The sequence below is a fragment of the Streptomyces sp. NPDC054887 genome (genome assembly GCF_053610585.1).
Genome location: NZ_JBSGYQ010000007.1, coordinates 35,600 through 49,132, shown reverse-complemented (window position 1 = coordinate 49,132; position 13,533 = coordinate 35,600). Strand labels below are relative to the sequence as shown.

13 protein-coding genes are annotated in these 13,533 nt (G+C 71.9%); 9 read left to right on the top strand and 4 right to left on the bottom strand.

The window, feature by feature from the left end; translation table 11 throughout:
* Nucleotides 1-193 precede the first annotated feature (193 nt).
* Together ACWGH0_RS05900 and ACWGH0_RS05895 are read left to right on the top strand one after the other, a co-directional pair.
* Complete coding sequence (locus ACWGH0_RS05900; protein WP_453402905.1) at nucleotides 194-871, top strand: response regulator transcription factor; 678 nt, start codon at nucleotides 194-196, stop codon at nucleotides 869-871.
* A gap of 15 nt (nucleotides 872-886) precedes the next feature.
* Complete coding sequence (locus ACWGH0_RS05895) at nucleotides 887-2,152, top strand: ATP-binding protein (protein ID WP_453402904.1); 1,266 nt, start codon at nucleotides 887-889, stop codon at nucleotides 2,150-2,152.
* Here ACWGH0_RS05895 and ACWGH0_RS05890 read toward each other — a convergent pair.
* Nucleotides 2,145-2,660, bottom strand: a complete 516-nt coding sequence (locus ACWGH0_RS05890) for a GtrA family protein (protein WP_453402903.1) — start codon at nucleotides 2,658-2,660, stop codon at nucleotides 2,145-2,147. The genes ACWGH0_RS05895 and ACWGH0_RS05890 overlap by 8 nt on opposite strands.
* Nucleotides 2,661-2,745: 85 nt before the next feature.
* Between ACWGH0_RS05890 and ACWGH0_RS05885 the strand changes: the two genes are divergently transcribed.
* The 4 genes from ACWGH0_RS05885 (at nucleotide 2,746) to ACWGH0_RS05870 (ending at nucleotide 7,836) form a co-directional block, all read left to right on the top strand.
* Nucleotides 2,746-3,951: a 5-(carboxyamino)imidazole ribonucleotide synthase gene (locus tag ACWGH0_RS05885; protein WP_453402902.1), complete on the top strand. Its 1,206-nt coding sequence runs from the start codon at nucleotides 2,746-2,748 to the stop codon at nucleotides 3,949-3,951.
* The gene (gene purE, locus ACWGH0_RS05880; protein WP_453402901.1) at nucleotides 3,948-4,484 is read left to right on the top strand and encodes a 5-(carboxyamino)imidazole ribonucleotide mutase; all 537 of its coding nucleotides are present in this window, start codon (nucleotides 3,948-3,950) and stop codon (nucleotides 4,482-4,484) included. The genes ACWGH0_RS05885 and purE overlap by 4 nt, the downstream gene beginning before the upstream one ends.
* Nucleotides 4,481-5,704: a dipeptidase gene (locus ACWGH0_RS05875; protein WP_453402900.1), complete on the top strand. Its 1,224-nt coding sequence runs from the start codon at nucleotides 4,481-4,483 to the stop codon at nucleotides 5,702-5,704. The genes purE and ACWGH0_RS05875 overlap by 4 nt, the downstream gene beginning before the upstream one ends.
* A gap of 968 nt (nucleotides 5,705-6,672) precedes the next feature.
* On the top strand, nucleotides 6,673-7,836 hold the full coding sequence (locus tag ACWGH0_RS05870) for a dipeptidase (RefSeq protein ID WP_453402899.1): 1,164 nt from the start codon (nucleotides 6,673-6,675) through the stop codon (nucleotides 7,834-7,836).
* Between the two features lie 10 nt (nucleotides 7,837-7,846).
* Here ACWGH0_RS05870 and ACWGH0_RS05865 read toward each other — a convergent pair whose 3' ends face one another.
* Entirely contained in the window at nucleotides 7,847-8,224 is a 378-nt protein-coding gene (locus tag ACWGH0_RS05865) for a VOC family protein (RefSeq protein WP_453402898.1), read from the bottom strand.
* A gap of 95 nt (nucleotides 8,225-8,319) precedes the next feature.
* Here ACWGH0_RS05865 and ACWGH0_RS05860 point away from each other — a divergent pair, with 95 nt between their 5' ends.
* A complete protein-coding gene (locus ACWGH0_RS05860; protein WP_453402897.1) occupies nucleotides 8,320-8,823 on the top strand; it encodes a CGNR zinc finger domain-containing protein in 504 nt (167 codons plus the stop codon).
* Nucleotide 8,824: 1 nt separating this feature from the next.
* On the opposite strand, the gene ACWGH0_RS05855 is transcribed toward ACWGH0_RS05860, so the two are convergent.
* Nucleotides 8,825-10,171, bottom strand: coding sequence for a UDP-glucose dehydrogenase family protein (locus tag ACWGH0_RS05855; RefSeq protein ID WP_453403005.1), 1,347 nt, complete (start codon nucleotides 10,169-10,171; stop codon nucleotides 8,825-8,827).
* Nucleotides 10,172-10,347: 176 nt separating this feature from the next.
* On the opposite strand from ACWGH0_RS05855, the gene ACWGH0_RS05850 reads away from it, so the two are divergent.
* Complete coding sequence (locus ACWGH0_RS05850) at nucleotides 10,348-11,505, top strand: acyl-CoA dehydrogenase family protein (protein ID WP_453402896.1); 1,158 nt, start codon at nucleotides 10,348-10,350, stop codon at nucleotides 11,503-11,505.
* A gap of 103 nt (nucleotides 11,506-11,608) precedes the next feature.
* On the opposite strand, the gene ACWGH0_RS05845 is transcribed toward ACWGH0_RS05850, so the two are convergent.
* On the bottom strand, nucleotides 11,609-12,868 hold the full coding sequence (locus ACWGH0_RS05845) for an LCP family protein (protein WP_453402895.1): 1,260 nt from the start codon (nucleotides 12,866-12,868) through the stop codon (nucleotides 11,609-11,611).
* 107 nt (nucleotides 12,869-12,975) lie between these two features.
* On the opposite strand from ACWGH0_RS05845, the gene ACWGH0_RS05840 reads away from it, so the two are divergent.
* Nucleotides 12,976-13,530 carry an acyl-CoA thioesterase gene (locus ACWGH0_RS05840; RefSeq protein ID WP_453402894.1) on the top strand — a complete coding sequence of 185 codons (555 nt, stop codon included), beginning with the start codon at nucleotides 12,976-12,978 and terminating at the stop codon, nucleotides 13,528-13,530.
* Nucleotides 13,531-13,533: the final 3 nt, after the last annotated feature.

The window sequence follows — 13,533 nt, the reverse complement described above, 5'->3', positions numbered from 1 at the left end:
TACAGACGACTCGCCACCATACGCCACGAACCTGGACCATATGGAAGGACTTGAGAGATGGATCACAGGCCGACGCGGAACCACAGCCCATCATTCCAAGGTCCACACCAGGATCGCATCCGGTAGCCGCAGGGCGGAACGATCAAGCACCGACCGGCCGCGACCCGAACCCGGCGCGGACTACCATCACCCCATGACCCGTGTACTGCTCGCCGAGGACGACGCGTCCATCTCGGAGCCACTGGCCCGCGCACTGCGCCGGGAGGGTTACGAGGTCGAAGTGCGCGAGGACGGTCCGTCCGCGCTCGACGCCGGCCTGAAGGGCGGTGTCGACCTGGTCGTGCTCGACCTCGGCCTGCCCGGCATGGACGGCCTGGAGGTCGCCCGCAGGCTGCGTGCCGAGGGTCACGCCATCCCGATCCTGGTCCTGACGGCCCGCGCCGACGAGGTGGACACCGTCGTCGGCCTCGACGCCGGCGCGGACGACTACGTCACCAAGCCGTTCCGCCTCGCCGAACTCCTCGCCCGCGTACGCGCCCTCCTGCGGCGCGGCGCCAGCGAGCCCGCCCCGCCGCCCGCCACCCACGGCGTACGCATCGACGTCGAGTCGCACCGCGCCTGGATGGGGGAGGAGGAACTCCAGCTCACGGCGAAGGAGTTCGACCTCCTGCGGGTCCTCGTGCGCGACGCCGGCCGGGTCGTCACCCGCGACCAGCTCATGCGCGAGGTCTGGGACACCACCTGGTGGTCGTCGACCAAGACCCTCGACATGCACATCTCGTGGCTCCGCAAGAAGCTGGGCGACGACGCCGCCAACCCGCGGTACATCGCGACCGTGCGGGGCGTCGGCTTCCGCTTCGAGAAGAGCTGACGTACACACACAGCCATGCGCCGCCGCCTGATCAACTCCACGCTCGCCGTGGTGCTCGTCGTCATCGCCGTCTTCGGCGTCTCCCTCGTCATCGTCGAGACGCGCACCATCAGCAACAGCGCCCAGGAGAGCGTCGACTCCGAGGCGCTGCGGCTCATCAGCGTCGTGGAGAGCCGCGTCCTCGGCGAGGAGAGCGTCAACACCGGGGTGCTGGGCGACCAGATCCACCCCGAGCGGTACGCCCGTATCGAGATTCCGGGCCGCGCCCCCATCGAGATCGGCGAACGCCCCCGGGGCAGCGTCATCACGGGCGTGGAGCGCGGCGACTCCGGCGAGGTCGTCACCGTCCAGGAGTCCCGCTCCACGGTCACCGACGAAGTCGGCCGTACGCTCGTGATCATCGGGGCGGTGGCACTGCTCGCCGTGATCGCCGCCGTCCTGCTGGCCGTACGCCAGGCCAACCGGCTCGCCTCCCCGCTCACCGACCTCGCCGAGACCGCCGAGCGCCTCGGCTCCGGCGATCCGCGCCCCCGCCACAAGCGGTACGGCGTACCGGAGCTCGACCGCGTCGCCGACGTGCTCGACTCCAGCGCCGAACGCATCGGCCGCATGCTCACCGCCGAGCGCCGGCTCGCCGCCGACGCCTCCCACCAGCTCCGCACGCCGCTGACCGCGCTGTCCATGCGGCTGGAGGAGATCACCCTCACCGAGGACCTGGACACGGTGAAGGAGGAGGCGACGATCGCGCTGACGCAGGTCGAGCGGCTCACCGACGTCGTGCAGCGGCTGCTCACCAACTCCCGCGACCCGCGCACCGGCTCCGCCGTCGCCTTCGACCTCGACGAGGTCGTCAAGCAGCAGATCGAGGAGTGGCGCCCGGCCTACCGCAGCGCCGGCCGCGCCATCGTCCACTCGGGCAAGCACGGCATGCGGGCCGTCGGGACGCCCGGCGCGGTCGCCCAGGTGCTGGCCGCGCTGATCGAGAACTCCCTCATGCACGGTGGCGGCACGGTCGCCCTGCGCACCCGCGTCACCGGGAACCAGGCCGTCATCGAGGTGACCGACGAGGGCCCCGGCGTACCGGCCGACCTCGGCGCGCGGATCTTCGAGCGCAGCATCAGCGGCCGCAATTCCACCGGCATCGGGCTGGCCGTCGCCCGCGACCTCGCGGAGGCGGACGGCGGGCGGCTGGAGATGCTCCAGCAGCAGCCGCCGGTCTTCGCGCTCTTCCTGAGCAGGGTGACCCGCCCCAGGGAGGAGCCGGAGCCGACCGTCAGATGACGCGGTCGCCCTCGGTGACGCGCGGGTCGTCCGCGAACGGCTCCGCAGTGTCCGGGTCCTCGCGCGGCGGCGGCAGCTTCTTGAAGACCCAGGTGCGGTACGACCAGAACCGGAACACGGTCGCGATGCCGATGCCGAGGAACTTGAAGGCGTTGCTCTGGAGCGGGCTGTCCCAGCCGAAGCCGGACGTGGCGATGTAGAGCACCCCGCTCTGGATCACCAGGCCGACCGCGCTGAACAGCAGGAACAGCGTCAGCTCACGGCTGCGGCGGTTCTTGTCGCGCTCCCGGTAGGTGAAGTAGCGGAAGCCCAGGTAGTTGCAGCCGATCGCGACGACGGTGGCGATGATCCCGCCCGGCACCACCGGCACGTCCATGACGTGGCACAGCAGGTTGAACACCCCGAGGTCCACCAGGAGCCCCACGCCGCCGACGGCCCCGAACTTCGCGAACTCGCGTGCGAGCCGCTCCAGGCGCCTGCGCCAGGGGCCGCCGTCCCGTCCACTCATGGTGTTCGCAAGCCCCGTTCCGGTCGGTGTCGTCGACGTTCGGTCGTGTCGTCAACCCGGCCATGCTAACCAGCGGCCTTCGCGGATGCGGGGTGCGAGGGAAGAGTCATGCGGGGACGGAGGGCCGCGGGCCTGCGGATACCCTGGAGGCGTGACGTTCCCCGTAGTCGGCATGGTCGGTGGCGGCCAGCTCGCCCGTATGACCCACGAGGCGGGCATCCCCCTCGGCATCAGATTCAAGCTCCTCAGTGACACACCCCAGGACTCGGCGGCCCAGGTCGTCGGTGACGTCGTCATCGGCGACTACCGCGATCTGGACACGCTGCGCGCCTTCGCGCGCGGCTGCGACGTGATCACCTTCGATCACGAGCACGTCCCGACCGAGCACCTGCGGGCCCTGGAAGCGGACGGCATCCCCGTCCGGCCGGGGCCCGACGCACTGGTGCACGCCCAGGACAAGGGCGTGATGCGAGCGAAGCTCACGCAGATCGGAGCGCCTTGCCCGCGCCACCGCATCGTGAGCGACCCGGCGGACGCGGCGGCGTTCGCCGCCGAGACCGGCGGCTTCCCGGTGATCCTCAAAACCGTGCGCGGCGGATACGACGGCAAGGGCGTCTGGTTCGTACGCGACGAGAAGGACGCGGAGGAGCCCTTCAAGGCGGGCGTCCCGGTCCTCGCGGAGGAGAAGGTCGACTTCGTACGGGAGCTGGCGGCGAACATCGTCCGTTCCCCGCACGGCCAGGCCGTCGCCTACCCCGTCGTCGAGTCGCGGCAGGTCGACGGCGTCTGCGACACCGTGATCGCCCCGGCGCCCGGCCTCTCCGAGGAGCTCGGCGGCCGGGCGCAGGCACTGGCGCTGCGCATCGCGAAGGAGCTCGGAGTCGTCGGCCACCTCGCCGTCGAACTCTTCGAGACGACGGACGGCCGCATCCTCGTCAACGAGCTGGCCATGCGCCCGCACAACTCCGGGCACTGGACGCAGGACGGCGCCGTCACCTCGCAGTTCGCCAACCACGTCCGGGCCGTGCTCGACCTGCCCCTCGGCGACCCGCGCCCCCGTGCGACGTGGACGGTCATGGCCAACGTCCTCGGCGGCGACTACCCGGACATGTACCAGGCGTACCTGCACTGCATGGCGCGCGACCCGCAGCTCAAGATCCACATGTACGGAAAGGACGTGAAGCCCGGCCGTAAGGTCGGCCACGTCAACACCTACGGCGACGACCTCGACGAGGCGCTGGAGCGCGCCCGTCACGCCGCCGGCTACCTGCGAGGAACGATCACCGAATGACGACCCCTGCTGCAGCCCCCGTAGTCGGCATCGTGATGGGCTCCGACTCGGACTGGCCGGTCATGGAGGCCGCCGCGAAGGCCCTGGACGAGTTCTCGGTCCCGTACGAGGTCGACGTCGTCTCGGCGCACCGGATGCCGCGCGAGATGATCGCGTACGGCGAGGAGGCGGACGGCCGCGGCCTCAAGGTGGTCATCGCGGGTGCGGGCGGGGCGGCGCACCTGCCCGGCATGCTGGCGTCGGTGACGCCGCTGCCGGTGATCGGCGTGCCGGTGCCGCTCAAGTACCTCGACGGGATGGACTCGCTGCTGTCCATCGTGCAGATGCCGGCCGGCGTCCCGGTCGCCACCGTGTCCGTCGCGGGCGCGCGCAACGCGGGCCTGCTGGCGATCCGCATGCTCGCCGCCCACGACCCCGAACTCCTCGCGCGCATGCGGGAGTTCCAGCAGGACCTCAACGATCAGGCGACGGAGAAGGGCAAGCGGCTGCGCGCCAAGGCGCAGGGCGCGGACGCGTTCGGCTTCGGCAAGTGACGCCCGTGGAGGACGGCCGGGCGGCCGGGCGGGCGGTCGAGCGGGCGGTCGAGCGGGCCCGGGAACTGCTCGCCGCGCACCCGGTCGTCGACGGGCACAACGACCTGCCGTGGGCACTGCGCGAGCAGGTCCGCTACGACCTGGACCGGCGCGACATCGCCGGCGACCAGTCGGCCTGCCTCCACACCGACATCCCCCGCCTGCGGGCGGGGGGCGTCGGCGCCCAGTTCTGGTCCGTGTACGTACGGTCCGACCTGGCGGGGGACGACGCGGTCAGCGCGACGCTGGAGCAGATCGACGTCGTCGCGCAGCTCCTCGCCCGCTACCCGGAGCACCTGGTGCGGGCCCTGACCGCGGACGACATGGAGGCGGCGCGGGCCTCTGGGCGCATCGCCTCCCTGATGGGCGCCGAGGGCGGCCACTCGATCAACAACTCCCTCGCCACCCTGCGCGCGCTGCACACGCTCGGCGTCCGCTACATGACGCTGACGCACAACGACAACATCGCGTGGGCCGACTCCGCCACGGACGAGCCGGGGGTGGGCGGGCTCTCCCCGTTCGGCCACGAGGTCGTACGGGAGATGAACCGCCTCGGCATGCTCGTGGACCTGTCCCACGTGGCGGCCACGACGATGCGGGCGGCGCTGGCCACTTCGGTGGCGCCGGTGATCTTCTCGCACTCCTCCGCGCGGGCCGTGTGCGACCACCCGCGCAACATCCCCGACGACGTGCTGGAGCTGCTGCCCGGCAACGGGGGAGTGGCGATGGCGACGTTCGTGCCGAAGTTCGTCCTGCCGGAGGCGGTGGAGTGGACGCGGCGCGCGGACGAGAACATGCGGGCGCACGGGCTGCATCCGCTGGCGATGACGGCGGACGCGATGAAGGTGCAGCGCGCCTTCGAGGACGCGCATCCGCGGCCGGTCGCGACGGTGGCCACGGTGGCCGACCACCTCGACCACATGCGGGAGGTCGCGGGCGTCGACCACGTCGGCATCGGCGGCGACTACGACGGCACGGCGTTCACTCCGGCCGGTCTGGAGGACGTGTCGGGCTACCCGAACCTGATCGCGGAGCTGCTGCGGCGGCGGTGGTCGGATGCGGAAGTGGCCAAACTGACCTGGCACAACGCGGTACGAGCCCTCCGCGACGCACAGTCGGCCTCCGCCGGCCTGAGCCACGTCCCCCCGTCGAACGCGACGCTGGGGGAACTGGACGCGTAGGGCTTGGGCTGGCTGCCGGGGTCGGGGGCTGCGGCCTCGCGACGGGTACGGCGGCTGCGGGGTCGGTGCGGCGGGGGTGTGGCGTCTGCAGGTGCGGCGGCTTCGGGGTCGGTGCCGCGCCGGGGCGTCTCCTCGGGTGCCGAACGTTCGGGCACCGCGACGTGGTGCGGCCCGGTTGCGTTCGACACCCTGCGGGGAGCGCCCCGCCACGTCCCCTCCTGCCACCGCGCGAGCGAAGCGGGTCTGGGCTGCCCCCGGCCCACACCGAGGCCCGGGACAGATCTCGGCGCGGAGCGCCGACAGCCACCCACGGGCGAGGCGGCGGCCGACGGCGGCCAGGTCCCAGGGGAGGGCCGCACAGCCACCGCCTCTGCCGAACGGGCGGGCCGGGTGGGGCAGCACCCGGCGCGGAGCGCCGGCAGCCACCCGCCGGCCCTGTGGCGGCCGATGGCGGCCAGGTCCCAGGGGAGGGCCGCACGCCCACTGCTTCTGCCGAACGGGCGGGCCGGGTGGGGCAGGACTCGGCGCGCAGCGCCGGTAGCCACCCACCGGCCCCGTGGCGGCCGATGGCGGCCAGGCCCCAGGGGAGGGCCGCACGCCCACTGCTCCCGCCGAATGGGCGGGCCGGGTGGGGCAGCACCCGGCGCGGAGCGCCGGTAGCCACCCGCCGGCCTGGCGGCGGCCGACGGCGGCCAGGTCCCCGGGGAGGGCCGCACGGCAGAGGCTTCGGCCAAGCGGCAGCACCCGGCGCGCGGCGCCGGTGGTGGGGGCGAGCCCGGCAGGGGCTTCGGCGAGCGGGGTGTGCCGGAGGCTCCGGCACCGGCCGGTAGGGCCCGGGCTTCGGCGGGGGAGGGGGCCGGAGGCCGCTCGGGGCACGGGGTGTACCCCGAACGCGCCGTCCGCCGAGAAGCCTCGCCGCTCCCGTGACACCGTGGCCGTACTGCGTCCGATGAATTCGGAGTCCCGTCATGGCAGATCTGCAGGACGACCCGCACACCTCGTCCACCACCGCGGTCGGCGAGCTCGACCGAATACTGGGGACGGATGTCCCGGAGCTTCCGGAGCCGGCGTCACCCGAAGAGCTCGACGAGCTGGTGTTCCACGAGCCCGTGGGGGAGGACGACCCGCCGCCCGCCCCCGACGACAGCCTGGCCCGCGCCCGCGCGCTCCTCGTCGAGCATCCCGTCGCCGACGGTTTCAACCGGCTCGCGTCGATCCTCGGGCAGCGCCAGTGGCACGATCTCGAACTCGGCGAGAGCACGCTGGACACCGACATCCCCCGCCTGCGCGACGGCGGAGTGGGTGCCCAGTTCTGGTCCCTGCTCGTCCCGGCGGAGTACGCCGGCGACCGGGCGATCAGCGCCACCCTGGAACAGATCGACCTCGTCAAGAAGGTCGTGGCCGCCTACCCCGAGGGCCTGCGCCTCGCCCTCACCGCCGGCGACATGGCCGACGCCCGCAACTGCGGGCGCATCGCCTCCCTGCTCGGCCCCGTCGCGGGCCACGCCCTGGGCGACTCCCTCGGCACGCTCCGCGCGTACCACGCGCTCGGCGTCCGCAGCGTCGTGTTCGCCGGCACCCGTTGGGCCGGCCCGAAGGGTGAGGGGCTGACCCCGTTCGGCCGGGAGGTCGTACGGGAGATGAACCGCCTCGGCGTACTCATCGACCTGACCGGCGCCCCCGAGGAGGCCGTCCGCGGCGTGCTGTCCGTCAGCCGCGCCCCGGTGATCCTGTCCCACTCGGGAGCCGGCGCGCTGACCGACGCCCCGGCGAACGCCTCCGACGACGTACTGCGTGCCCTCACCCCCGACAAGGGCGTGTGCATGGTCGGGTTCGCCCCGGAGCAGACGGTGCGCCGGGTGGCCGATCACCTCGACCACGTGCGCGAGGTGGCCGGGCGGCACTGCGTGGGGCTGAGCGGTATGTACGGGGCCGATGTGGCCGACGTACCGCACGGGGACGACCTGAGGGACGTCTCCTGCTACCCGCACCTCCTCGCGGAGCTGATCGACCGCGGCTGGGACGAGGCCGATCTGGCCCTGCTGACGTGGGGCAACGCGGCCCGGGTCGTACGGGACACGGAGTTCACCTCCCGCGCCGCCCGCCGCCGCCCCGCCCCCGTCGTCACGTGACGGAGCGAGGTCAGCAGGCGCAGAGGCAGAACGGGTGCCCGGCCGGGTCGGCGTAGACCCGCCACGACCTGTCCGGGTCGGCCGCGTCCAGCGGCTTCGCACCGAGTGCGAGCACCCGTTCTTCCGCCGCGTCGAGATCGTCGACCGTCAGGTCGAGGTGGAACTGCTGCGAGCCGTCCGGCGACGGCCACCGCGGCGGCACGAACCCGGGCGCCTCCTGGAAGGCCAGCGGCGTCCCCTCGTAACCGGTGAGGTCGACCCACTTCCCTCCGTCGGTGACCTCGGGCACCCCGCCCAGCAGCGGTGCGTAGAAGCGTGCGAGGGCTTGCGGGTCAGGACAGTCCAGAACGACCGCGCCCAGCTTGGCGACGGCTGTGGTGCTGCTCATGGTGAAGTCCTCCGGGGAGTGAAGGTGTTACCGGTTGGCTCGCTCAACCAGTAACCGTTACTGCATGCTCCCGCATAAGGGGTAACCTCGCAACCATGAATGACAGGGCACCCGCGCCGGGAGACCTCGCACTGGTGGAAGCCCTGGTGAACACGCTCGACGTGGAGAAGGGTGCCGACTCCCTCGACACGGAGGCCGGCCGGGCGGCCTTCGGGCTCACCGAGGCGGACCTGCCGGCGGCGCGCGAACTGCGCGAGGCCCTGCGCGCGGCATGCCTGGCCCACGCGGGCCACCCGGTGGACACCGCGCCCCTCGACCGGCTGCTGGCGGCGGCCCCACTGCTCGTCACCGTGGACGGCGGGGGCGCGGCCGCGCTGCGCCCAGCGGACCCCGGAGCCCTCGCGTCGCGCGTCGCGGCGGCCATCGCGGCGGCCCACGCCGACGGCACCTGGCGACGGCTCAAGGCGTGCGAGGCCGAGGACTGCCGATGGGCGTACTACGACCGCAGCCCGGCGGGCCGCAGCCGCTGGTGCACGATGGCGGTCTGCGGCAGCCGCGCGAAGATGCGCACGTACCGCGCCGCCCGCGCCCGCGGCTGAGCTACGCCTTGGGGCGGCCCATCGCCCGGTACGTCCAGCCCGCCTCGCGCCACAGCTCCGGGTCCAGCGCGTTGCGGCCGTCCAGGATCAGCCGCTCGGAGGCCACCTCGCCCAGCACCGCCGGGTCCAGCTCCCGGAACTCGCGCCACTCCGTCAGGTGCAGCACCACGTCCGCGCCGCGCACGGCGTCGACGGCGGTCGGGGCGTAGCCCAGGGTCGGGAAGAGCCGCTGCGCGTTCTCCATGCCCTTCGGGTCGTAGACGGTGACCTGGCCGCCCTGGAGGTGGATCTGCCCGGCGACGTTCAGCGCGGGGGAGTCCCGTACGTCGTCCGAGTCCGGCTTGAACGTGGCGCCCAGCACCGCGACCCGCTTGCCCAGGAACCCGCCGCTGCCGCCGACCGCCTCGCGCGCCAGCTCCACCATGTGCCCGCGGCGGCGCATGTTGATGGAGTCGACCTCGCGCAGGAAGGTGAGTGCCTGGTCGGCGCCCAGCTCACCCGCGCGGGCCATGAACGCCCGGATGTCCTTCGGCAGGCAGCCGCCGCCGAAGCCGATGCCGGCCCGCAGGAACTTCTTGCCGATCCGCTCGTCGTACCCGATGGCCTCGGCCAGCTTCACGACGTCGCCGTCGGCCGCCTCGCAGACCTCGGCCATGGCGTTGATGAAGGAGATCTTCGTCGCCAGGAAGGAGTTCGCGGACGTCTTCACCAGTTCGGCGGTGGGGAAGTCCGTCACCACGAACGGCGAGCCCTCCCCGATCGGCCCGGCGTACACCTCGCGCAGCAGCTTCTCCGCCCGCTCGCTCTCCACGCCCGCGACGATCCGGTCCGGGTGCAGGGTGTCCTGCACGGCGAAGCCCTCGCGCAGGAACTCCGGGTTCCAAGCGAGCTCCGCATCCGCTCCGGCGGGCGCCAGCTCCGTGAGCAGCGCGGCGAGCCGGGCGGCGCTGCCGACCGGGACGGTCGACTTGCCGACCACCAGGGCGGGCCGCGTGAGCTGCGGCGCGAGCGAGCGGAAGGCGGATTCGACGTAACTCATGTCGCACGCGTACTCGCCGTGCTTCTGCGGCGTGTTCACGCACACGAAGTGCACGTCGCCGAACGCGCCGACCTCCTCCCAGGAGGTGGTGAAGCGCAGCCGGCCGCTGGAGCCCTCGATGCCGGCGACGTGCTTGCGCAGCAGTTCCTCCAGCCCCGGTTCGTACATCGGGACCCGGCCGGCGGACAGCGTCTCGATCTTCTCGGGCACCACGTCGAGCCCCAGCACCTCGAAGCCCAGCTCAGCCATGGCCGCGGCGTGGGTCGCGCCGAGGTACCCGGTGCCGATCACAGTGATCTTGAGGGCCATGTGGTGCTCCAGAGAGGTACGGGCAGACATTCGCCGGTCGAGCATAGTCCGGCCCGGCGGCGGGAACCTGTCCTCGTGTCGCCGCCTGTCGGCAAGCTCACGTATCCCCGCGGGCGGCCCACCCCCTAAAATTGGGTTACTTAACGGTAGTTAGCATCCTTGGGGAGTGAGAGACCTTGGCAGGCTCGCCTGATTTCGACCTGTACCGCCCGTCCGAAGAGCACGACATGCTCCGTGACGCGGTCCGCTCGCTCGCCGAGGCGAAGATCGCGCCGCACGCGGCCGCGGTCGACGAGGAGGCCCGCTTCCCGCAGGAGGCCCTGGACGCGCTGGTCGCCAACGACCTCCAGGCCATCCACGTCCCCGAGGCGTACGGCGGCGCGGGCGCCGACGCGCTGGCCACCGTCATCGTCATCGAAGAGGTCGCGCGCGTCTGCGCCTCCTCCTCGCTGATCCCGGCGGTCAACAAGCTCGGCTCGCTCCCCGTGATCCTCTCCGGCAGCGAGGACCTGAAGAAGAAGTACATGACGCCGCTCGCCAAGGGCGACGGCATGTTCTCGTACTGCCTCTCCGAGCCGGACGCCGGCTCCGACGCGGCCGGCATGAAGACCAGGGCCGTCCGCGACGGCGACTACTGGGTCCTCAACGGCGTGAAGCGGTGGATCACCAACGCCGGCGTCAGCGAGTACTACACGGTCATGGCCGTCACCGACCCCACCAAGCGCTCCAAGGGCATCAGCGCCTTCGTCGTCGAGAAGTCGGACGAGGGCGTCTCCTTCGGCGCGCCGGAGCGCAAGCTCGGCATCAAGGGCTCGCCGACCCGCGAGGTCTACCTCGACAACGTCCGCATCCCCGCCGACCGCATGATCGGCGAGGAGGGCACCGGCTTCGCCACGGCGATGAAGACCCTGGACCACACCCGCATCACCATCGCGGCCCAGGCCCTCGGCATCGCCCAGGGCGCCCTCGACTACGCCAAGGGCTACGTCCAGGAGCGCAAGCAGTTCGGCAAGCCGATCGGTGATTTCCAGGGCGTCCAGTTCATGCTGGCCGACATGGCGATGAAGATCTCCGCCGCCCGGGCCCTCACCTACCAGGCCGCCGCCGCCTCCGAGCGCGTCGACGCCGACCTGACCTACCTCGGCGCGGCGGCGAAGTGCTTCGCCTCCGACGTCGCCATGGAGGCCACCACGGACGCCGTCCAGCTCCTCGGCGGCTACGGCTACACCCGCGACTACCCGGTCGAGCGCATGATGCGCGACGCCAAGATCACCCAGATCTACGAGGGCACGAACCAGGTCCAGCGCATCGTCATGGCCCGCAACCTGCCGTAACGCACGAGGCACGTCACGCACGTCACGCTTCACGCACGACACGCGTCACGCACGACGAAGGGGCCCGGACGGTGATCCGTCCGGGCCCCTTCGGCATGAGCGGTCAGTTGCCGGTGACCGTGACCTTCTCGTCGTTCTTCAGCTGCTCCACGAGCTGCGCGACCTTCGCCTTGTCCCAGACCAGGTTGCCGCCGTTGCTGCCCGAGATCGGAATGTTCATCGACGTGCCGTCGCCGCCCGTGACGCCCTTCATCGCGAAGAACATCTGGCTCAGCGACCACAGGCTCATGTCCTCGTCGACGATCAGCGTGTCGAGGCCGGCGCCCATCGTCGGGTAGAGCTTGAACGGGTTGAGGATCGTGCCCGGCGTCGCCGTCTGGCTCGCGAGCGCCGCCAGGAACTTCTGCTGGTTCTTCGTACGGTCCAGGTCGCTGCCCGCGAACGCGTACCGCGTGCGGACGAACGCCAGCGACTGCTCGCCGTTCAGCGTCTGCTTGCCGGCCTGGAAGTCGGCGCCCGACTTCTTGTCCTTGAACGCCTTGGGGATGTCCATCTCCACCCCGCCGATCGCGTCCACGATGTTGGCGAAGCCGGCGAAACCGATCTCGACGTAGTGGTCGATGCGCAGCTTGGTGTTGTGCTCGACGGTACGGACCAGCAGCTCCGGGCCGTCCTCGGCGTACGCCGCGTTCAGCTTCACGCGCCGGCCCTGGCCCGGGAACGTCTTGCCGGACTCGGATCCGACGAAGGACGGGATCTCCACCTCGGAGTCGCGCGGCAGCGAGATGAGGGTCGGGCCGTTGGAGCCGTCGTGGAGGATCATCATCGAGTCGGTGCGCTTGCCCTCGGCCGACCCGGTGTGCAGCTTCTTCTTGTCGTCGGCCGACATGCCCTCACGGCTGTCCGAGCCGACGATCAGGTAGTTGGTGCCGTCGCCGGCCTCCGGGCGCTCGATGACCTTCGACAGGTCGACCTCGCGCTTGAGCTTGCCGTCCGCCCAGAAGTACGTGCCGATCGACACGGCGAGGAGCACGACGACCAGCGTCAGCGACCCCAGCTTGATCCGGCGTCTCCAGTCCGGCGCCGCACCCGCCCGCGGTCCCCGGGGCGGACGGCCGCCGCCCCCGCCGTAGACCTGGCCGGTGTTGTAGCCGTCGCCGCGCGAGCCCTGGCCGTAACCGTCGTCGTAACCCGTCGACTGCGGCGGTACCGGGCGGTGCGCGGGAGGCGCGGGGGAGGCGGGCGGCGGGACCTGGCCGCGCTGCACGTGCCTCATCACGCGCGCGCCCTCGGGCTGCGCGCCGCCGCTGCCGCGTCCGTGCGCGTCGCTGCGGTCGTTCCATCCGTCCGGCCAGTCGCTCATGCGGACCAGTGTGCAGGCAAGGTGCGGGGCGCTTACAGGGCGGGTGGGAAATCGGGGCAGGGCTGTTGCGAAGCTGATGCAATGCGCCCGCGCATAAGGTGGACGGCATGACAGATCCATCCCAGAGTCCGGAAGAACACATTCCGGGCAAGCCCACCGCGGCGTCCCGCACCACGCTCAGCCACATCATGACCGGCAGCGACACCAACCTCCTCGGCACGGTGCACGGCGGCGTGATCATGAAACTGGTGGACGACGCGGCGGGCGCCGTCGCCGGACGGCACTCCGGCGGGCCGGCCGTCACCGCCTCCATGGACGAGATGGTCTTCCTGGAGCCGGTGCGCGTGGGGGACCTGGTCCACGTCAAGGCCCAGGTCAACTGGACGGGCCGGTCCTCGATGGAGGTCGGCGTACGGGTCCTCGCCGAGCGCTGGAACGAGTCGACCCCCGCCACCCAGGTCGGCAGCGCCTACCTCGTGTTCGCCGCCGTCGACGCCGACGGAAAGCCCCGCCGCGTGCCGCCCGTCGTACCCGAGACGGAACGAGACCGCCGGCGCTACCAGGAGGCCCAGATCCGCCGTACGCACCGCCTCGCGCGGCGCCGCGCCATCAAGGAACTGCGGGACAAGCGCGCCGCCGAGGGCCTCGACACGGAGCTGTGACGC